Origin of the sequence: Pseudomonas sp. S10E 269 (genome assembly GCF_002798465.1) — a bacterium.
GTDB classification, from domain to species: Bacteria; Pseudomonadota; Gammaproteobacteria; order Pseudomonadales; family Pseudomonadaceae; genus Aquipseudomonas; species Aquipseudomonas pergaminensis.
Map to the genome: position 1 here is coordinate 257,381 of NZ_PHIJ01000001.1, position 20,532 is coordinate 277,912.

The window sequence follows — 20,532 nt, forward strand, 5'->3', positions numbered from 1 at the left end:
CCGTATCAATTCGTGCGTTTGTCGGAAAATGCCAGGTTTACATGAAGTAATTGCAAGTCCGGCGACTGGCAAAAGGCCCCACCTCAGTTAACATGGGCGGCTATCCGCAATTATCAAGGCCGTGCCGTGTATTTGGGCCCTCCTCCTCGCTCATCCCTCTGGTTGATGTTGTTGTGCAGCGCACCGGCGCTGGCCGACGACCTGTTCCTCGACAGCCAGCCGCTGCCCCAGGTGCTGACTGCCACGCGCCTCAAGCAATCGGCCGCCGCCGTGCCCGGCAGCATGACCGTGATCGACAGCGAGCTGATCAAGGCCAGCGGTGCACGGGACATCAGTGAGCTGCTGCGCCTGGTGCCGGGGATGATGGTCGGCTACACCACCGGCAACCAGGCGGCAGTGAACTACCACGGCACCAGTGCCAGCGATGCGCGGCGCATGCAGGTGTTGATCGATGGCCGCTCGGTGTACCGCGCCGGCCTGGCCACTGTGGACTGGAGTGACATTCCGGTGGCCATGGAAGATATCGAGCGCATCGAAGTGTTCCGCGGCCCCAACACCGTCAGCTATGGCGCCAATGCCTTGATGGCAGTGGTCAACATTCTTACGCGCTCACCGGCCAACAGCCACGGCACGCGGGTCAAGGTGGTGCGCGGCGAGCGCGGCATCAATGACTTCTATGCCAGCCAGGGCGCGGGCTGGGAAACCGGTGACTTGCGCCTGTCCCTCTCCGGGCAACAGGACGACGGCTTCGACAGCGATGCCGCAGGCGCCGACCGCCGTGACAGCCGGCGTCTGAACCGCTTCAGCCTGGCGATCAGCCAGACGCTGAACACGCAACAAAGCATCGACTTGCAGCTGGATGCAAAGGAAGGCACCAACCAGCGTCCTTATACCTACAGCCCGGTATTTGCCGGGATTACCGAAGGCGGCAACAATTCCGACGTCACGGCCAAGGACTACGCCGGCTCCCTGCGCTGGAACTTCGACTTCAACCCAGACCACAGCCTGTATATCCAAGGCTCGGCGCAACAGTGGGACCGCCGGCAAATCTGGAAGGCCTGTGACGCCAAGGTGTCGTTCAGCCCCGAGTTGACCCAGCTGTGGCAGATGAACCCCAACTACGCCGAACTGCTCGCCCGGCATATGGACACCTACAGCCAGGGCAGCGCACCACCCGGCAGCGCCGCCGAGCAAGCGCTGGCCAACCAAGTGCTGCAGCAATGGCGCGACGGTGCCAGCCAGAGCGTGTGCGGTGACATCGACCAGAGCACCCGCGAAAGCCGCTACGACCTGGAGATTCAGGACACCCTCAGCCTGTCCGACAGCCTGCGCCTGGTCAGCGGCATGAACTACCGCTACGACCGCGCCGACTCCGACACCTACTTCAACGGCACCCTGGACGACACCACCTGGCGCCTGTTCGGCCAGTTGGAGTGGCGCGCCAGCGAACATTGGCTGCTGCAAGGCGGCGCCATGTATGAAGACACCCACCTGAGCGGCAACTCGCTCACGCCCCGGGTGGCGGTCAACTACCTGATCAACCCGCGCCACGGCCTGCGCGCGGTGTACTCCGAAGCGATCCGCTCACCGGACATGTTCGAGAACAACGTCAACTGGAGCTACCGCGTCACCAACCTCAGCTCCCCCGCCTATGGGCAGACCACCGGGCAATACTTCGTAAAGACCCGGGGCCCGGGCAACCTCGATAAAGAGATGATGAAGTCACGGGAACTGGGGTACAACGGCTTCTTTGCCGACATCGGGCTGAACATGGACGTGAAACTGTTCTATGACGAGATCACCGACATGATCAGCTCGCCGCTGCGCAATAACCAATACATTGCCAGCAACGCCAACAGTTCGCGGTTCACCGGCGCCGAATCCCAGTTCGACTGGCGCGTGAGCAACGCCGACCGCCTGCGGCTGACCTATGCTTACGTCGACGCCACCAGCAGCAACCCGCGGGACAAAGCGCAGACCGCGCGCAACAGCGGCTCCGCCGGTTGGTTGCGCGAATGGGGCCGAGGCTGGTCCAGCGCGCTGTTCTACTACGGCGATGACGCGCTCAACCAATATCGCTTCGAACGGGTCGACCTGCGGGTGGCCAAGCGCATTGCCCTGGGCAAAGCCAACGTGGAGCTGGCCGGCATGTTGCAGGAACGCCTGGATAACCAGCCCACCACCTGGGCCGATAACAATTATGACCATCGCCATGTGCTCTACTTCAGCGCGGAGTTAGAGTTCTGACATGGGCGACTCGTCACGGATGACCTGCTTCTTTATCACTCGGCGCTGGCGACGCGCGGTGCTGCTCGCGTGCCTGCTATTCAGCGCGCCAGCCTGGAGCGCCGATATCCTGCTGACCGCCGCCGAAGACGGCGCCGGCGTGCAGGCCTTCACCCAGGCCCTGGCCCAGCAACGCCCCGAAGACCACGTCACCTTCACACCGCTCAAAGACATGCCGGCCCCCAGCCGCCTGCCGGCCAACACGCGGCTGATCCTGCTCGACCTGCCGGGCCTCGACTGGCGCTTGCAGGACACCCAGGGCCCGCCGACACTGGTGCTGCGCATCAGCCGGCTGCAGGCCCACCAGCGCCTGGGCAGCACCCAGCACCCACGCATCAGCCTGCTGTGGAGTGACCCGCCGCTGGAGCGCCAACTGCGCCTGATCGCGAGCATCCTGCCCCAGGCGCGGCGCATCGGCGTGCTCTATGGCGCCGACAGTGAATTTCTCCTGCCCGAACTGCGCCAGCACGCCACGCCCCTGGGCCTGGAGATCGTGCCGCAGCTCTGGGGCAACATTAATGACAGTCGGCCGATGCAAACCCTGTTTCGCAACAGTGACGTGCTGCTCGGCCTCGACGACCCGCAGTTGTACAACCCCAAGACCGCGAAGAACCTGTTGCTGAGCAGCTACGCCCAGCAACTGCCGCTGGTGGGCCCGAACGCGGGCTTTGTGCGCGCCGGCAGCCTGGCCAGCACCTACAGCGACCAGGCCGACTGGCTGACGGTGCTCGACCGCTTGCTCGACCATCCACCGGGGAACTGGCCGCGCTCGCTGTACCCGGAACGCTTCAAAGTCGTGGGCAACCCGCAAGTCGCCCGCTCACTGGGGATCGAACAGGTGGACGAAGCCAGCGTCGCCACCCGATTGGCCGAAGGAGAAAAACGCCCATGACCTTGCGTCGTCGTTGGGACATCAACACCCGCACCCAGCTCATCACCCTGGGCCCGGCGCTGTTGCTGACGTTGCTGTTGATCAGCTTCTTCACCTTCGTGCGTATCCAGGACCTGCGCCAGGAACTGGACCACACCGGCCAGCTGATCGCCAACCAACTGGCGCCCGCCACCGAGTACGGGGTGATCTCCGGCAACAACGATGTGCTCGACAGCCTGTTGCGCGCCACGCTGGCCACGCCCCACGTGCGGTTCCTGGAGATCCAGGACAGCAGCGAGAACATCCTGGTGTATGTCGAGCAACCGTCGGAAAAACATGACCGCTCGCTGTCGGTCAAAGTGTTCCAGGCGCCGATCCGCCTGCAACACATCCAGTTGGGCAATGACTTCTTCCAGGACAACCTCAACGAACCCAAGGCGCCGCGCGCGGACTACCTGGGCCGGGTGATCGTCGGCATGTCCAACGACGCGTTCAGCCAGCGCCAGCAAGAGATCCTGTTCAAGGCCGGCATCCTCGCGCTGTTCGCCCTGCTGTTTACCTTCCTGCTCGCCAGGCGCCTGGCCGCCAGCCTGTCGCAGCCGATCAGCGCCATGGGCCACGCGGTGAAGGCCATCCAGCAAGGCGACTACAAGACCCCGCTGCCCATCGTGGATGACTCGGAACTGGGCGACCTGTCGCGGCATATCAACAACCTCGCCGAGGGCCTCAACCAGGCCAGTCGCGAACAGCAACAAGCCATGGCCCAGTTGATCCAGACCCGCGAAGAGGCTGAGCGCGCCAACAACGCCAAGTCGGATTTCCTGGCGATGATGAGCCATGAGTTGCGCACGCCCATGAACGGCGTGCTGGGCATGTTGCAGTTGCTGGAAACCACCGAGATGACCGAGGAGCAGACCGAGTACGCGGCGCTGGCCTCCGAATCCACCGAGCATTTGCTCAAGGTCATCAACGACATTCTCGACTTCTCGCGGATCGAACGCGCCGCCCTGGAGTTGGAGCACATTCCATTCAACCTCGCGGACCTGATCAACAGCTGCGCCCAGGCGTTCCAGCACAGCGCCCAGCAGCGCGGGTTGGCGCTGCAGCTGTCGATCCCGCCGGGGATGGACGCCTTGCGGGTGCAGGGTGACCCGACGCGGATCCGCCAGATCCTGGTGAACCTGATCGGCAATGCCTTGAAGTTCACCGAACACGGCAGCGTCAGCGTCGAGCCGCACTGGCAGACCCTCGACCATGAACTGGTGTGGTTCACCTGCACCGTGCGCGACAGCGGCATCGGGATTTCCACCGAACGCCTGGAATTGATGTTCGACGCGTTCCAGCAGGCCGACAGTTCCATTTCAAGACGTTACGGCGGCACCGGCCTGGGCCTGCCCATCGCCCGCACCCTGGCCGAACGCATGGGCGGCACCCTGCGCGCCCAGAGCGAAGAAGGCCGTGGTTCGGTGTTCACCCTGGAAATCCCCCTGGCCATCGACCAGCACAGCGTGCCGGCCATTGCCAGCGATGCCGACGGCAAGGCCAGCGCCGGCAATGGCCGGCATGTCCTGCTGGTGGAAGACAACCCGGTCAACCGCACCGTGGTCGAAGCCATGCTGCGCAGCCTGGGCTTTGAAGTGAGCCTGGCCGCCGACGGCGCCGAAGCGATCCGCAGCGCCGAGAGCCTGATTTTCACGGTGATCCTGATGGATTGCCGGTTGCCGCTGATTGATGGCTACGAGGCCACCCGGCAAATTCGCCAACTGCCGGGCTGCGCCGACCTGCCGATCATCGCCCTCACCGCCAACGCCTTGCAGGGTGACCGGGAAGCCTGTTTGGCAGCCGGAATGAACGATTACCTGGCCAAGCCGTTCAAACGCACGGATTTGCAGCAAATCCTGCAGCGCTGGGTGCAATAGCGCCGCGCCATCAGCCAACTCCGACTGGCGTGAAAGACGAAAGTGCGGCAGTCTTAGGCACCCGAACGGGCCCATAAACAGGCCCGGTTTAAAATTTCAGTGAACAAGTGTACATTCAGTGCCTTGCCGCTGTGACTTTCACTACAACGCAATAGTCTATGTGTAGGCTGCCGACATGAGGCATGAACGCTTCATTCGGTTCGGGAAGATTTGCCCTACCCTGCCGCATGGGATTATTGAGGAGCTCGCATGACCAAACAAAACGCCTTTACTCGGGAAGACCTGCTGCGCTGCAGTCGCGGTGAGCTGTTCGGCCCAGGTAACGCGCAACTGCCCGCCCCGAACATGCTGATGGTGGATCGCATCACCCATATCAGCGAAGAGGGTGGCAAGTACGGCAAAGGTGAATTGGTCGCCGAGCTGGATATCACCCCGGACCTGTGGTTCTTCGCCTGCCATTTCGAAGGCGACCCTGTGATGCCAGGTTGCCTGGGCCTTGACGCCATGTGGCAACTGGTCGGTTTCTTCCTCGGCTGGCAAGGCCTGCCGGGTCGCGGTCGCGCCCTGGGTTCGGGCGAAGTGAAGTTCTTTGGCCAGGTCCTGCCGACCGCCAAGAAAGTCACCTACAACATTCAGATCAAGCGCGTCCTCAAGGGCAAGCTGAACCTCGCCATCGCCGATGGTTCGGTGAGCGTCGACGGTCGCGAGATCTATACTGCCGAAGGCCTTCGGGTCGGCGTATTCACTTCCACTGACAACTTTTAAGGGTTATCCGCATGCGCCGCGTCGTTATCACTGGTCTGGGCATTGTTTCTTGCCTGGGCAATGACAAAGAGACCGTCACCGCTAACCTGCGTGCAAGTCGCCCTGGCATCCGCTTCAACCCGGAATATGCCGAAATGGGTCTGCGTAGCCAGGTTTCCGGCTCCATCGACCTGCCCCTCGAAGAACTGATCGATCGCAAGATCTATCGCTTCGTCGGCCACGCTGCCGCCTACGCCTACCTGGCGATGAAAGACGCGATCGCCGACTCCGGCCTGAGCGAAGACCAGGTATCGAACGTACGCACCGGCCTGATCGCCGGCTCCGGCGGCGCATCGACCCTCAACCAGATGGAAGCGCTGGACATCCTGCGCGAAAAAGGCGTGAAGCGCGTTGGCCCGTACCGTGTTACACGGACCATGGGCAGCACCGTTTCGGCCTGCCTGGCCACGCCGTTCCAGATCAAGGGCGTGAACTACTCGATCTCCTCCGCGTGCGCCACCAGTGCTCACTGCATCGGTACTGCCGTCGAGCAGATCCAGCTGGGCAAGCAGGACATCGTCTTCGCCGGCGGCGGTGAAGAAGAGCATTGGAGCCAGTCGTTCCTGTTCGACGCCATGGGCGCGCTGTCCACCCAGTACAACGAAACCCCGGAAAAGGCCTCCCGCGCCTACGACGCCAAGCGTGACGGTTTCGTCATCGCCGGCGGTGGCGGCATGGTGGTGGTCGAGGAGCTGGAACACGCTCTGGCCCGTGGTGCCAAGATCTACGCGGAAATCGTCGGCTACGGCGCCACTTCCGACGGCTACGACATGGTTGCCCCAAGCGGTGAAGGCGCCATCCGTTGCATGCAGATGGCCATGTCCACTGTGGATACTCCAATCGACTACCTGAACACCCACGGCACCTCGACTCCGGTCGGCGACGCCAAGGAAATGGAAGGCGTGCGTGCGGTATTCGGCGACAAGGCCCCGGCCATCAGTTCCACCAAGAGCCTGTCCGGTCACTCCCTGGGCGCCGCCGGCGTTCACGAAGCGATCTACTGCCTGCTGATGATGGAAGGCAACTTCATGGCCGGTTCGGCCAACATCGACGAGATTGATCCGGTGGTGGCTGACATGCCGATCCTGACCAAGACCGTTGAGAATGCAAAAATCGACACCGTGATGAGCAACAGCTTCGGCTTTGGTGGCACTAACGCTACCCTGGTGCTGAAACGCTGGCAGGGTCAGTAAGACCTGTAGCTTGATTGCATGAAAAAGCCCCGACTGGTTCGGGGCTTTTTTGTGGGTAATGGATTTGAGACCGAGTCGCCTTCATCGCAGGCAAGCCAGCTCCCACATTTGAAACGCATTCCCCTGTGGGAGCTGGCTTGCCTGCGATAGCGCCAACTCGGTACCCGGCCCTACACCGAAAATCGCGCCACCATCGTGTTCAGGTCCACCGCCAAGCGCGACAACTCCTGGCTCGCCGCACTGGTCTGATTCGCCCCGGTCGATGTCTGATGCGCCAGGTCGCGGATGTTCATCAAGTTGCGATCCACCTCCCGCGCCACCGCCGCCTGTTGCTCGGATGCGCTGGCAATTACCAGGTTGCGCTCGTTGATCAAGGTGAACGCCGACGCAATTTCCTCCAGCGCCGTGCCCGCCGACTTGGCGATATCCAAGGTCGAACGCGCCCGCGTATTGCTCTGCTGCATCGAGCTGACCGCCTGATCGGTGCCCTGCTGAATGCCGCTGATCATCTGCTCGATTTCCTGGGTCGACTGCTGGGTGCGATGGGCCAGGGCGCGCACTTCATCAGCCACCACCGCAAAGCCACGCCCGGCATCCCCAGCGCGTGCGGCTTCAATGGCGGCATTCAGCGCCAGCAGGTTGGTCTGCTCGGCAATCGAGCGGATCACGTCGAGCACCTTGCTGATCCCATAGACCTTTTGCGCCAGGTCCTCGACCTGCGTCACGTTGTCGGTCACGTCAGTGGCCAGCGCCTCGATGGACACCACCGTCTGGTGCACCTGCTCGCGCCCGTGCTGGGCAATGCGGTCGGACTCGCGTGACGCCTGGGACGTGGCCACTGCATTGCTTGCCACCTCCTCCACCGCTGAGGTCATCTGATTGACCGCCGTGGCGGCCTGCTCGATTTCCTGATTCTGCTGGTGCAAGCCGCGGGTGGCGTCTTCGGTCACACAACTGAGTTCTTCCGAGGCTGACGCCAACTGGTTGGAAGACTCGGAGATACGCCGGATGGTGTCACGCAGGTTCTCCTGCATGCCCTTGAGCGCCTGCTGCAGGCGCGCCGGCTCGTCGTTGCCACTGACGCTGATCTCGCCCGTCAGATCGCCACTGGCCACGCCCTGGGCCACTTTCAACGACTGCGCCAGGGGCAGCACGATGCTGCGCGTCAGCCACACCGCCAGGCCGATGGTGATCAGCGCCGTGAGCACGATCATGCCGACCACCCAGCTGCGCGACTGGCTGAACACGCTCTGCGCCAGGCTGGCCGCCTGGTTGGCGTTGGCTTTGTTGAGGTTGACCAGTTCGTGCAGGGTCGCGGCCATTTCATCGGCGATCTGGTTCATCTCGCCATTGACCACCCTGATCGCGTCTTCCAGCTGGTTGGCCTTGGAAAACCCCATGACCTGCTCCTGGCGTTGCAGGTATTGCTGTTCCTGGGCCTTGAAGCGATCAAACAGCGTGCGTTCCTCGGGCAGCACAATCAGCGCCTCGTAGAGAGTCTGCGCATGATGCAGGCCGCTTTTCAGGTCGCCCAGTTTCTGTTCGTTCTGCGCCAGCGCCTGGGAATCGCGGTTGACCAGCAGGCGCAAGGTCAGCGCCCGAACACGCAGCAAGTCCTGACTCATCTGCCCCACCGCCATCACGCTGGGCAGCCAGTTGTTCTCCACCTGGTCCGATTGCTGGCGCATATTGGCCATCTGCAACAGGGCAAAGCCGCCCAGGGCAAATACCATCAACGCCAATAGGCCAAACCCCAAGCCCGCGCGCGGGGCGATATTCAGACTTCTAATACTCATGCCTTGGCTCCTTCCAATTGCGCTGCATCCATTTGCAGCTGGCTCTTGAAAGGTATCGGCCTATTACTCGTTTTGCGTAAGACGAAAACGCGATATCAACGCGCTACACCATCGCTCGGCGCTTTAGGCAGGATCGCCAAAAAGTTGTCCCGTGCGACTTTGCGAGCGACGTCCTCCGGCAGGGCATCCAGGAACGGGTCGAAGCGGCGCATTTCCTTACCGAGCTTGTTGAACCGCCCTACAACGTCCGAGCCCAGCATAAACCGCTCGGGGAAGCGCTCCACCAGCTTGACCCACTCCGGGCGCGGCAGCCCTGCGTCATCCAGCAAATACGGCGTGAGCATGCTCCAGGACAGGTCGATGTACAGGTTGGGGTAAGTCTCCAGCAGGCGGCTCAAGGTCGGCAGCAAAAAGTCCATCTGCACCTGATGGCGGTGGATTTCCTTACTGGTGCCGGCATGGGCCCAAATGAAGCGGGTATGGGGATGGTTGCGCAGGGGCTGCTCGACCTCGGCCAGGTACAGCGGGTTGCGCTCGCGCTTGGAGGTGATGTTGGAGTGCAGCATCACGGGCAGGTCGTGTTCCGCCGCCAAGTGATAAATGCGGGTCATGGCTTCGTTATTGGCGCGTGGGGTGTCGCCGGCGGTGATGGCCGTGAGGTCGTCATGGCGGGTGAAGACTTCGCCGATGCCCTGCCACAGCCCCGGGTTGAGGTCGAGCATGCGCTGGATATGGGCCGCCGAGTTCTTGTCGTTGGGGTTGAAGCCGGACAGAAACGGATGAAAGCGTGGGCGCTGCTCAGGGGGCAGTTTGTTGACCGCTGCGGCCACGATCACGTCGGTGGCGCTGTACCAGTAGGCATCGGCATCGTCACCGGCGTAGTAGCGCGGGCGCTTGGGTTCGTCTTCGTGCCATTTCTTTGCGACCGGAATGCCGGAAATCATCACGTGCTCGATGCGGTTGTCAGCCATCGCCTTGAGCAGCTTGTCCATGCCGGCGGTTTCCTGGAAAAAATCGACGTAATGCAGGTGCGCATCGCTGTAGGCATAGTCGCGGGCCTGCACGGTAAGGCTGCTGGCGGCGAGCAACAGGGCAAGGCTCAGGCGGGTCCAGGGCACGGTAAAACCTCGATAAGGGCTGATACGGGTAGACCTTGTGCGCCCTGCCGGGGTTCATCCGGCAAAAAACGCGGAACACCGAAGTGCCAGCATGCTCTATAACTGCATGACCTTCATCCTGCCATCTTGTGAGGTTTGCCATGCCAGTTACCGTAAATACCCTGAACCAGGACAACTTCCGCCATAGCGTCACGATCAACAACCACGAGTTGTTCACCGACCTGCCCAAAAGCCTGGGTGGCGATGATTCGGCGCCCTCCCCCCATGACTACTTCGACGCCGCACTGGCCTCCTGCAAAGCCCTGACCGTAAAGCTTTACGCACAGAAAAAAGACATCCCGTTGACCGGTGTGACCGTGGAAGTCACCCACGATGCCGCCGAAGAACAAAAGGGCAAATACACACTCAACGTCAAGCTGACGCTCAAGGGCGTACTCACCGACGAACAGCGCGATGAACTGCATCGCGTGGCCGATCGCTGCCCGGTGCACAAGCTGATGACCACCGCCGAGATCAGCATCGACACCCAACTGTCGGAAGGCGCGTTCAGCCAATAGCGGCAACCTCCCGTCGAGCGGGTTATGCTCAGCAGCATCTAACCCGCTCAGACTGGGACGCACCATGACCACCCTTACCGTGATCCGCCCTCGCCCCGAAGATGTCGAAGGCCAACCTATCCTGCGCCCGCTGCCTTCGCGAGAATGCCGCAGCGTCGGGCCTTTTGTGTTTTTTGACCACATGTTGCTCACCCGCTATGCGCCGGGTGACGGCATGAATATCCGCCAACATCCGCATATCGGGCTGTCGACCCTCACCTACCTGTTTGAAGGCGCGTTGCAGCACAAAGACAGCCTGGGCTCGGACCAAGTGGTGCAGGCCGGCGACGTCAGCTGGATGACCGCCGGCAGCGCCATCGCTCACGTCGAACGCACCCCCGAAGCAGTCAGGGCCGAAGGTTTCAGCCTGCACGGGTTGCAGGTGTGGCTGGCCTCCCCCAAGGACCACGAGACCGGGCCGGGGCACTACAGCCATCACCCGGCAGCCAGCCTGCCGGTGAGTGACAACCTGGGCGTGCAGATACGCCTGATCGCGGGCGATGGGTTCTGCCTCAAATCGCCGGTGCCGGTGCTGTCGCCCACGCTGTATGCCGAGGTGCAGATGCAAACGGCCACAACCCTGCTGATTCCGGATGAGCATGAGGAACGCGCGGTGTATGTGCTGGAGGGGGAAGCGCAGTTGGACGGCGAGACGCTTGAAGTGCACAGCCTGGTGGTGCTGCCGGCTGGTCAGGAGATGACACTGTTTGCCGAAAGCGATTGCCACCTGGTGGTGTTTGGCGGTGCGCCGCTGGATGGGCCTCGGCGGATCAATTGGAATTTTGTCGCGAGTGATCCGGCGGTGATCGAACAGGCCAGGCAGCGGTGGGCGGCTGGGGATTGGCCGACGGTGCCGGGTGAGTCAGAAAGAATTGAGTTGCCGGTGAGGTAGCATTCGCGAGCAAGCCCGCTCACACATTTTGACTTGTGAACACCGTCAATTGTGGGAGCGGGCTTGCTCGCGAAGAGGCCAAAACAGGCGCTGAAGAATCAGCCCTTGAACACTTCATCCAGCAAGTTATGCATCGACTGGAAAGCCCGCTTGGCCGTCTTCGCGTCGTACATCATCTTGCCCGGCACATTCGCATGCGGGTCGGTGAAGGAATGCACCGCGCCGCCGTAGCTCAGCAATTGCCAATCCACGCCGGCCGCGTTCATTTCATCTTCGAACGCCGGCAGTTGCTCTTTAGGGACCAACGGGTCAGAAGCGCCATGCAGGACCAGCACTGAGCCCTTCATGTTCTTCGCATCCGCCGGGTTTGGCGTGTCGAGGGTGCCGTGGAACGAGATGGCAGCCTTGACCGGCGCACCGGTACGCGCCAGCTCCAGGGAGCAGCAACCGCCGAAGCAGAAACCAAAGGTCGCCAGTTTCGAGGTATCAACCGCTGCCTCGGTCTGGCCCTGCAGTTGCTCGAAGGCCGCCTGCATGCGCTTGTTCAACAATGCACGGTCGTTCTTCAACGGCATCATCGCAGCGCCGGCTTCATCGCCATTCGACGGGCGTACGGTCTGCCCGTACAGGTCGGCGATCAGTACCACGTAGCCCTTGCCGGCCACGCTTTTGGCAATTTCTTCAGCACCCGCACTCACCCCCATCCAGTTCGGCGCCATCAGCAGGCCGGGCAACGGGCCCGTGTGGCTGGCATCGAACGCGAGGCGGCTTTCGTAAGACTGGCCATCAATCTGATAGACCACGGAACGTACAGTGACTTGGCTCATCATTTACTCCAGTTGAGGTGCACTAGAACGAAAAAACCCGCCGAAGCGGGTTTTTCTACAACGGGGTCAGACCGACAGCTCTACCAACAACTTGTTAAGGCGGCGCACATAGGCAGCCGGGTCTTTCAGGCTGTCACCAGCGGCCAGGGCCGCCTGGTCGAAGAGGATGTGCGACAGGTCGCCAAAACGCTCTTCGCTCTGCTCGCCATCGAGCTTCTCGATCAGCGGGTGAGCCGGGTTGAATTCGAAGATCGGCTTGGAATCCGGAACCTTCTGGCCGCTGGCTTCGAGGATCTGGCGCATCTGCATGCCCAGGTCCTGCTCGCCGATGGCCAGGATCGCCGGGGAATCCGTCAGGCGGTGGGAAACCCGCACTTCGCTGACCGCATCGCCCAGGGACGCCTTGATCCGCTCGACCAGGCCCTCTTTGGACTTGGCGACTTCTTCGGCTTCTTTCTTCTCTTCTTCGGAATCCAGGTTACCCAGGTCCAGGTCACCACGGGCCACGTCGACGAAGGACTTGCCATCGAACTCGTTGAGGTAGCTCATCAGCCACTCATCGATACGGTCGGTCAGCAGCAGCACTTCGATGCCTTTCTTGCGGAAGACTTCCAGGTGCGGGCTGTTCTTGACCTGTGCGTAGGTTTCGCCGGTGAGGTAGTAGATCTTGTCCTGACCTTCCTTGGCGCGCGCCAAGTATTCGGCCAGCGACACAACCTGCTCGCCGTCGTCGCCCTGGGTGGAGGCAAAACGCAGCAGGCCGGCGATTTTTTCCTTGTTGGCAAAATCTTCCGCCGGGCCTTCTTTCATGACCTGGCCGAAGTTTTTCCAGAAACCTTTGTATTGCTCAGGCTCGTTCTTCGCCAGTTTTTCCAGCATGTCGAGCACGCGCTTGGTCAGCGCCGACTTCATGGAGTCGATGATCGGGTCTTTCTGCAGGATTTCCCGCGACACGTTCAGCGACAGGTCGTTGGAGTCGACCACGCCTTTGATGAAGCGCAGGTACAGCGGCAGGAAGGATTCCGCCTGGTCCATCACGAACACGCGCTGCACGTAGAGCTTCAGGCCTTTTGGCGCTTCACGCTGGTACAGGTCGAACGGGGCACGGGCCGGTACGTAGAGCAACGAGCTGTATTCCAGCTTGCCTTCGACCTTGTTGTGGCTCCAGCTCAGCGGGTTTTCGTAGTCGTGACCGATGTGCTTGTAAAACTCCTGGTATTCCTCGTCCTTGATCTCGGTACGCGGACGGGTCCACAGCGCGCTGGCGCGGTTGACCACTTCCCATTCCTGGGCAGGTGCCTCTTCGCCTTCGGCGGCCGCTTGTTCTTTCGGCAGCTCGATCGGCAAAGCGATGTGGTCGGAGTACTTCTTGACGATGTTGCGCAGGCGCCAGCCATCGGCGAATTCGTCTTCACCGGATTTCAGGTGCAGGACGATGCGGGTACCACGGTCGGCCTTGTCGATAGTGGCGATTTCGAACTCGCCCTCGCCTTTGGACGACCAGTGCACGCCTTCGCTGGCGTCGAGGCCGGCGCGGCGGCTGAATACTTCAACCTTGTCGGCCACGATAAAGGCCGAGTAGAAGCCCACGCCGAACTGGCCGATCAGGTGCGAATCCTTCTTCTGGTCGCCCGACAGGTTCTTCATAAAGTCGGCAGTACCGGATTTGGCGATGGTCCCCAGGTGGGTGATCGCATCTTCGCGGCTCATACCAATACCGTTGTCTTCGATCGTGACGGTCTTGGCGTCCTTGTCAAAGCTCACACGGATTTTCAGTTCGGCGCCACCTTCCAGCAACTCAGGCTTGGACAGGGCTTCGAAACGTAATTTGTCGACAGCGTCAGAGGCGTTCGAGATCAATTCGCGAAGGAAGATTTCCTTGTTGGAATACAGCGAATGGATCATGAGGTGCAGCAGTTGCTTCACCTCGGTCTGGAAGCCCAGGGTTTCCTTTTGAGTTTCCACACTCATGGTCATCAAACTCCAATTGGATGGCAGTGGCCGCGCCCTAAAGGGTTGGCGGCGGGTTGTCATCAAAGTTGGGGGCTAAGACCAGGATTTCAAGGGGAGCTTGGTTCCTCGATCTTGAAATGCGCGCGGGCAGTGGCGATCGGCTCGGACGCAGTGCTTTGCCAGGCGGTAATCGCCACGTTCGCCACCCGTCGGCCCTGGCGCCACACCAGGCACTTGGCGTAAGTGTCGCGAAACTGGCCGGCGCGCAGGTAATCCAGGGAAAAATCGATGATTTTCGGAAAGCCTGGCGCGCCGGTGAACACCAGCAGATGCAATGCAGCGGACAGCTCCATGAAGCCCGCAATCACGCCGCCGTGGAGAGCCGGCAATATAGGGTTACCAATATTGTCCTTGTTGGCCGGCAATCGAAACAGCAACTCATCCCCCAGCCGGGTGCATTCGATGCCGATCAGCTTGGCGTAGGGAACCAGGCTCAGCAGCGCCTCGTAATCGCCGCGCTCGTGGGCCTGCTCCAGGCGAGTCTTGAATCGGTGCGTCATGGTTGCTCTCCCTTGATCGTGTTGCCCAGTCCTTGCGCGCCCTTGAGGCGCTTGCCCATGCGCATGAATGTGCCCACCACATGGGCGATGGGTTCCTGCGGATCGTCCTGGTAGGCAAAGCCACGGGTGAAGATCACGTCGGTGGTCACCCGGTAGCATTGGGCAAAGCCGTACACAGGTTTATGTGGCGCGGCGGGATGCATGTAGTCAACGCGCAGGTCCAGGGTCGGGCACACTTCGAATTCGGGTAAAACGCACAGGGTCGCCATGCCGCACGCGGTGTCCATCAGCGAGGTCAGCGCGCCGCCGTGGATCACGCCGGTCCGGGGGTCGCCAACCAGATGTGGTGCGTAGGGCATGATCAGCGTGATGCCGTCTGCGTTGGCATGATGAGCGGTAATACCCAGCACTTGGCAATGGCGCAAGGCCGAGACAAAGCGTGTCGCACGCTCTAACAAGGGGTTTTCGGTCATTCGTTCCAGACTCTTATTAGTGTTGATCCGCAGAATGGGTGGGGCGGGCAAAAGTTCCGGCTAGTCGGCGATTTATATATCTATGGAATAAAAGGAACTAATGCCGAACCGCCATGCTCGAAAGGCCAGTAGATATCTTCAATAAGGAGAAACACCCCATGCGCAAGACTTTAGCTATTTCCATGATGTTGGCCGCTGCCCTCGGTCTCGCTGCCTGCGATAAGAAATCCGAAGACAAAGCCCAAGACGCCGCAGCACATTCTGAGCAAGCTCAGAAAGATATGGCCAAGGCTCAGGATAAAGTGAACGACGCTGCGAAAGAAAACGCCGATGCTGCCAAAGCTCAGGCTGAATCGAACGAAGCCGCCGCAAAAGAAGCAGCACCTGCTACCCCTGCCACCGGTTCTTGAGACCGCGGTTTGAAATAGCTTCGCTGCAAAAAGAAAGCCCGCTTAGATAGCGGGCTTTTCTTTGCCTGGCTTTTTTATTTGAAGGGTTAGTTAACCGGCTTCTTTAACCGCTTCCGGTGGCGGTGTGTCCGTCTGGGTATACACCATCACTTGCAAGACGTCGGAGTGAAACTCCCGACGGTACAGCACCAACACCACCCCACTGCTCATCAACATGAACAACCAGGGGCTGACAAACCACGCCAGCATGGTCATGCCGAAGTAATAAGCCCGCAGGCCAAAGTTGAACTGGTTGGCGGCCATGGAAATCACCCGCGCCGCCCGCAGGGCAAACGCCCGGCGCTCCTGTTCGGACACATGTCGCTCGCCGATCATCGGCGCCGAGCCCACCAGCACCGCCGCGAAGTTGTACTGGCGCATGCACCAACTGAACGTGAAGAACGCATAGACAAACACCAACGCCAAACACAGCAGCTTGATCTCCGACATGCCCTGGGAAGCCTGTTGCACCATGGGGATATCTGCCAGCAACGACACCGCACGCTCCGAGGCACCCAGCACGGTAAGAATACCGGCCAGGATGATCAGGGTGCTGGAGGCAAAGAATGAGGCATTGCGCTCTAGGTTGCCGATCACACTGGCGTCGGCGATACGGTTATCGCGCAGCAGCATCCGGCGCATCCAGTCTTCGCGATACAGGTGCAGCACACTGGCCAGGCACGCGGTATCCCGGGCCTTCCAGGTGGCATAACGGGTGTAGCCGCCCCAGCACAGGACGAACCAGAGCGCGGCAAGCAGGTGGATCTGATTGGTTTCGACGAACGACATGCGGGTCCTATCAACGTTGGTTGGGTGAACACAATCTATTCTTGGAACTGGCAAGCCAGCGCCTACAGGATCGTGTTCTATAAGCATAAAAAATGCCCCGTATCGATTGATACGAGGCATTTCCTTGTAACGTAAACCCGGTTATTTAAGCGATGGCTTCGCTGCGCTTACCGAGCATGCGATCGACCCCAAACGCCACGGCCAGTGTCATCACCGATGGCACCAACCACGCCAGGCCCTGCTCGCTCAGTGGCAGGTGCGCCAACTGCGCAGGCAGCCAGTCCGCCAGGCCCGCGCCCTTGAGCGCGTCGATGCAACCGAAGATGAACGACACCAGCATTACCGGGCCAACGATACGGCCCTGCTCCTGCCAGAAGTCTTTGCAGAAGCTCAGCGCCACCAGCACGATGCACGGCGGGTAGATCGCGGTGAGCACCGGGATCGAGAACGCAATCAGCTTGGTCAGGCCCAGGTTCGACACAAACAGCGAGAACAGCGCGAGGATCACCACCAATGCCTTGTAGGACAGCGGCAGGATTTTGCTGAAGTACTCGGCGCAGGCGCAGGTCAGGCCCACCGCAGTCACCAGGCACGCCAGGGAGATCAGTACCGCCAGGAAGCCGCTGCCCAGGGAGCCAAACGTGTGTTGCACGTAGGCGTGCAGCACCGCCGCGCCATTGCTGGCACCGGCCGCCACGGCATGGCTGCCCGAGCCCAGGCGGAACAGGCTGACATACACCAGGGCCAGGCCCACGCCGGCAATCAGCCCGGCAATGATCGCGTAGCGGGTGATCAACTGCGGCGACTCCACGCCACGGGAACGAATGGCGTTGACGATCACGATGCCGAACACCAGGGCGCCCAGGGTATCCATGGTCAGGTAGCCATTGATGAAGCCTTGGGAGAACGGTGCAGCCACGTATTCCGGCGTGGCAACGCCCACATCACCGGCCGGCAAGGCAAACGCGGCGATACCGAGGATGGCCAGGGCGATGATCTTCAGTGGCGCCAAAAAACGCCCAACGGTGTCCAGCAGTCGACCTGGGTACAGGGAAACGAAGAACACCACCAGGAAGTACACCGAGCTGTAGAGGAACAGCGCCAGCGGGCTTTCGCCGGTCAGCGGCGCCAGGCCCACCTCGAACGAGACGGTCGCGGTGCGCGGGGTGGCGAACAGCGGCCCTACCGCCAGGTACGCCGCCGCCGCCAGCAGCCCACCGGCGATCTTGCCGATCGGGCTGCTCAACGCGTCCATGCCGCCGCCAACCTTGGCCAGGGCGATCACGGTGACCACCGGCAGGCCAACGGCGGTGATCAGGAAGCCCAGCGCTGCCATCCAGACATGAGGCCCGGACTGCAAACCAACGATAGGCGGGAAGATGATGTTGCCAGCGCCCACGAACAGGGCAAACGTCATGAAGCCCAGCGCCAGGATATCCTGGCTTTTCAACACTTTCATTTGAGGAAATACCACACTACTGAATCGGAATTTAGAGAGGGATTCCCTATGGATGAGGGAAATACTGCCGGCCCTTATGGGAGCCGACCGGTCTAGCGCGCGGCTTCCTTTTGGGATGCGGACGCATAAAGAGGCGGCTAGGGTACAGAATTGGGCTGACAAACGCACTGTTGCGGGGCGGACTGTCCGATAAGCGACATCTCTATGTCGCGTTTTCATACTTAATCTGGCAATGCAGATAAATCTGGGAGGGGGCTTGCCCCCGATAGCGGAGTGTCAGTCACTGTATTTGTTAACCGACCCACTGCAATCGGGGGCAAGCCCCCTCTCACATTTTGATCTTTATTAAACCCCAGAACGCACAAAGGCCACCCGAAGGTGGCCTTTGTGGGGTGAAGCGTCAGCTAAGCGCGAGGCTTACTTGACAGCCCAACCGGTCAGCTCGGCCAGGGCCTTGCCGATGTCTGCCAGCGAACGCACGGTTTTTACGCCTGCGTCTTGCAGTGCAGCGAATTTCTCGTCTGCAGTGCCCTTGCCGCCAGAGATGATTGCGCCAGCATGGCCCATGCGCTTGCCAGCAGGGGCAGTCACACCAGCGATGTAGGAAACAACCGGCTTGGTCACGTGTGCCTTGATGTAGGCAGCCGCTTCTTCTTCAGCCGAACCGCCGATCTCACCGATCATTACGATCGCTTCGGTCTTCGGGTCTTCCTGGAACAGCTTCAGGATGTCGATGAAGTTCGAACCTGGGATCGGGTCACCGCCGATGCCGACGCAAGTCGACTGACCGAAACCGGCGTCAGTGGTCTGCTTCACAGCTTCGTAGGTCAGGGTGCCGGAACGGGAAACGATACCGACTTTACCTGGCAAGTGAATGTGACCTGGCATGATGCCGATCTTGCATTCGCCTGGAGTGATCACGCCTGGGCAGTTAGGGCCGATCAGGACTACGCCCAGCTCGTCGCACTTAACTTTAGCGTCCAGCATGTCCAGGGTAGGAATGCCTTCGGTGATGCAGACGATCAGCTTGATGCCGCCGAATGCTGCTTCCAGGATCGAGTCCTTGCAGAAAGGAGCTGGAACGTAGATCACGCTGGCGGTGGCGCCAGTGGCAGCTACAGCGTCTTTCACGGTGTTGAACACTGGCAGGCCCAGGTGCTCGGTGCCGCCTTTACCCGGTGTTACGCCGCCAACCATCTTGGTGCCGTATTCGATGGCTTGCTGGGTGTGGAAACTACCTTGCGAACCGGTAATACCCTGGCAGATAACTTTGGTGTCTTTATTGATCAGGACGCTCATTATTTGCCCTCCGCAGCTTTGACAACTTGTTGAGCAGCGTCGGTCAGGCTGGTAGCCGCGATGATGTTCAAACCGCTTTCTGCCAGTACTTTAGCGCCCAGTTCAGCGTTGTTACCTTCAAGGCGAACAACAACCGGGATTTTAACGCCAACTTCTTTCACTGCACCGATGATGCCTTCGGCAATCATGTCGCAACGAACGATGCCGCCGAAGATGTTGACCAGTACTGCAGCGACGTTGGAGTCGGACAGGATGATCTTGAAGGCTTCGGTTACGCGTTCTTTGGTAGCACCACCGCCCACGTCGAGGAAGTTGGCTGGTTTGCCGCCATGCAGGTTGACGATGTCCATGGTACCCATGGCCAGGCCAGCACCGTTGACCATGCAACCAATGTTACCTTCCAGCGCTACGTAGTTCAGTTCGAACTTGGCAGCGTGCGCTTCGCGCGGATCGTCTTGCGACGGATCGTGGAAAGTCTTCAGCTTAGGCTGACGGTACATGGCGTTGGCGTCGATGTTGATCTTGGCGTCCAGGCAGTGCAGATCGCCGTCAGCCTTGATCACCAGCGGGTTCACTTCCAGCAGGGCCAGATCGTGATCCTGGAACAGTTTGGCCAGACCTACGAAGATCTTGGCGAACTGGGCAACTTGCTTGCCTTCCAGACCCAACTGGAAAGCCAGCTCGCGACCCTGGAATGGCTGAGCGCCAACCAGTGGATCGATAGTGGCTTTCAGAATTTTTTCTGGGGTTTCGTGAGCGATCTTCTCGATGTCCACGCCACCTTCGGTGGACGCCATGAACACGATGCGACGGCTCGAACGGTCAACGACAGCGCCCAGGTACAGCTCTTTAGCGATATCAGTGCACGATTCAACCAGGATCTTGGTGACTGGCTGGCCATTGGCATCAGTCTGGTAAGTCACCAGACGCTTGCCCAGCCACTGCTGTGCGAAGGCCTTGGCGTCTTCTTTGCTGCGAACCAGCTTAACGCCGCCCGCTTTACCGCGACCACCGGCGTGGACCTGGGCTTTGACAACCCACTCGCTGCCGCCGATTTTGTCGCAAGCTTCTGCTGCTGCTTCCGGGGTGTCTACTGCGTAGCCCTTGGAAACTGGCAGGCCGTATTCAGCGAACAGCTGCTTACCCTGATACTCGTGAAGATTCATGCTTTTTACCGTCTTCGTTAGGTACTGCGCATTCGGCGCTGCGCTCATTATGAGTGCCGCGCCACCTGTGACTGCTGCTTGC

The 20,532-nt window shown here is 60.6% G+C and carries 18 protein-coding genes and 1 pseudogene; 8 read left to right on the forward strand and 11 right to left on the reverse strand.

Annotation, left to right across the window (positions count from 1 at the left end; all coding sequences use genetic code 11):
* The first annotated feature begins 126 nt into the window (after nucleotides 1-126).
* From CWC48_RS01250 to fabB, 5 genes are all read left to right on the forward strand, one after another.
* Nucleotides 127-2,247, forward strand: coding sequence for a TonB-dependent receptor domain-containing protein (locus CWC48_RS01250; RefSeq protein ID WP_346356393.1), 2,121 nt, complete (start codon nucleotides 127-129; stop codon nucleotides 2,245-2,247).
* Nucleotide 2,248: 1 nt separating this feature from the next.
* On the forward strand, nucleotides 2,249-3,178 hold the full coding sequence (locus tag CWC48_RS01255; RefSeq protein WP_100491180.1) for an ABC transporter substrate-binding protein: 930 nt from the start codon (nucleotides 2,249-2,251) through the stop codon (nucleotides 3,176-3,178).
* Nucleotides 3,175-5,076 (forward strand): ATP-binding protein, encoded by a 1,902-nt coding sequence (locus tag CWC48_RS01260; protein ID WP_078047642.1) that lies wholly within the window; start codon nucleotides 3,175-3,177, stop codon nucleotides 5,074-5,076. Before CWC48_RS01255 ends, CWC48_RS01260 begins: the two co-directional genes overlap by 4 nt.
* Nucleotides 5,077-5,325: 249 nt before the next feature.
* Nucleotides 5,326-5,841 carry a 3-hydroxyacyl-[acyl-carrier-protein] dehydratase FabA gene (gene fabA / locus CWC48_RS01265; protein WP_010211704.1) on the forward strand — a complete coding sequence of 172 codons (516 nt, stop codon included), beginning with the start codon at nucleotides 5,326-5,328 and terminating at the stop codon, nucleotides 5,839-5,841.
* Nucleotides 5,842-5,852: 11 nt separating this feature from the next.
* On the forward strand, nucleotides 5,853-7,073 hold the full coding sequence (fabB, locus tag CWC48_RS01270; protein ID WP_016979549.1) for a beta-ketoacyl-ACP synthase I: 1,221 nt from the start codon (nucleotides 5,853-5,855) through the stop codon (nucleotides 7,071-7,073).
* Nucleotides 7,074-7,243: 170 nt separating this feature from the next.
* On the opposite strand, the gene CWC48_RS30755 is transcribed toward fabB, so the two are convergent.
* From CWC48_RS30755 to CWC48_RS01280, 3 genes and pseudogenes are all read right to left on the reverse strand, one after another.
* Nucleotides 7,244-8,107 carry a methyl-accepting chemotaxis protein gene (locus CWC48_RS30755; protein ID WP_371857063.1) on the reverse strand — a complete coding sequence of 288 codons (864 nt, stop codon included), beginning with the start codon at nucleotides 8,105-8,107 and terminating at the stop codon, nucleotides 7,244-7,246.
* Nucleotides 8,099-8,869, reverse strand: a pseudogene (locus CWC48_RS30760) (MCP four helix bundle domain-containing protein); the annotation flags it as partial. The pseudogene CWC48_RS30760 and the gene CWC48_RS30755, both read right to left, overlap by 9 nt.
* A gap of 95 nt (nucleotides 8,870-8,964) precedes the next feature.
* Nucleotides 8,965-9,987, reverse strand: a complete 1,023-nt coding sequence (locus CWC48_RS01280; protein WP_078047640.1) for an amidohydrolase family protein — start codon at nucleotides 9,985-9,987, stop codon at nucleotides 8,965-8,967.
* Nucleotides 9,988-10,127: 140 nt separating this feature from the next.
* Here CWC48_RS01280 and CWC48_RS01285 point away from each other — a divergent pair, with 140 nt between their 5' ends.
* Both CWC48_RS01285 and CWC48_RS01290 read left to right on the forward strand, forming a co-directional pair.
* The gene (locus CWC48_RS01285) at nucleotides 10,128-10,544 is read left to right on the forward strand and encodes an OsmC family protein (RefSeq protein ID WP_078047639.1); all 417 of its coding nucleotides are present in this window, start codon (nucleotides 10,128-10,130) and stop codon (nucleotides 10,542-10,544) included.
* A gap of 64 nt (nucleotides 10,545-10,608) precedes the next feature.
* On the forward strand, nucleotides 10,609-11,475 hold the full coding sequence (locus CWC48_RS01290; protein WP_100491182.1) for a pirin family protein: 867 nt from the start codon (nucleotides 10,609-10,611) through the stop codon (nucleotides 11,473-11,475).
* A gap of 98 nt (nucleotides 11,476-11,573) precedes the next feature.
* On the opposite strand, the gene CWC48_RS01295 is transcribed toward CWC48_RS01290, so the two are convergent.
* The 4 genes from CWC48_RS01295 to CWC48_RS01310 all read right to left on the reverse strand — a co-directional run bounded on the left by CWC48_RS01295 (nucleotide 11,574) and on the right by CWC48_RS01310 (nucleotide 15,288).
* A complete protein-coding gene (locus CWC48_RS01295; RefSeq protein ID WP_100491183.1) occupies nucleotides 11,574-12,302 on the reverse strand; it encodes a dienelactone hydrolase family protein in 729 nt (242 codons plus the stop codon).
* Between the two features lie 66 nt (nucleotides 12,303-12,368).
* Nucleotides 12,369-14,273: a molecular chaperone HtpG gene (gene htpG, locus CWC48_RS01300; RefSeq protein ID WP_100492490.1), complete on the reverse strand. Its 1,905-nt coding sequence runs from the start codon at nucleotides 14,271-14,273 to the stop codon at nucleotides 12,369-12,371.
* 89 nt (nucleotides 14,274-14,362) lie between these two features.
* Nucleotides 14,363-14,815: a PaaI family thioesterase gene (locus tag CWC48_RS01305; protein WP_100491184.1), complete on the reverse strand. Its 453-nt coding sequence runs from the start codon at nucleotides 14,813-14,815 to the stop codon at nucleotides 14,363-14,365.
* Nucleotides 14,812-15,288: a PaaI family thioesterase gene (locus CWC48_RS01310; protein ID WP_099493388.1), complete on the reverse strand. Its 477-nt coding sequence runs from the start codon at nucleotides 15,286-15,288 to the stop codon at nucleotides 14,812-14,814. The genes CWC48_RS01305 and CWC48_RS01310 overlap by 4 nt, the downstream gene beginning before the upstream one ends.
* A gap of 158 nt (nucleotides 15,289-15,446) precedes the next feature.
* Here CWC48_RS01310 and CWC48_RS01315 point away from each other — a divergent pair, with 158 nt between their 5' ends.
* A complete protein-coding gene (locus tag CWC48_RS01315) occupies nucleotides 15,447-15,698 on the forward strand; it encodes a hypothetical protein (protein WP_010211724.1) in 252 nt (83 codons plus the stop codon).
* Between the two features lie 90 nt (nucleotides 15,699-15,788).
* On the opposite strand, the gene CWC48_RS01320 is transcribed toward CWC48_RS01315, so the two are convergent.
* From CWC48_RS01320 to sucC, 4 genes are all read right to left on the reverse strand, one after another.
* Nucleotides 15,789-16,526: a DUF599 domain-containing protein gene (locus tag CWC48_RS01320; RefSeq protein WP_078047634.1), complete on the reverse strand. Its 738-nt coding sequence runs from the start codon at nucleotides 16,524-16,526 to the stop codon at nucleotides 15,789-15,791.
* Nucleotides 16,527-16,671: 145 nt separating this feature from the next.
* Complete coding sequence (brnQ, locus tag CWC48_RS01325; protein ID WP_078047633.1) at nucleotides 16,672-17,985, reverse strand: branched-chain amino acid transport system II carrier protein; 1,314 nt, start codon at nucleotides 17,983-17,985, stop codon at nucleotides 16,672-16,674.
* A 417-nt stretch (nucleotides 17,986-18,402) separates the two neighbouring features.
* Nucleotides 18,403-19,284: a succinate--CoA ligase subunit alpha gene (sucD, locus tag CWC48_RS01330; protein WP_003172813.1), complete on the reverse strand. Its 882-nt coding sequence runs from the start codon at nucleotides 19,282-19,284 to the stop codon at nucleotides 18,403-18,405.
* The gene (gene sucC / locus CWC48_RS01335; RefSeq protein ID WP_003190011.1) at nucleotides 19,284-20,450 is read right to left on the reverse strand and encodes an ADP-forming succinate--CoA ligase subunit beta; all 1,167 of its coding nucleotides are present in this window, start codon (nucleotides 20,448-20,450) and stop codon (nucleotides 19,284-19,286) included. Before sucC ends, sucD begins: the two co-directional genes overlap by 1 nt.
* Nucleotides 20,451-20,532 lie beyond the last annotated feature (82 nt).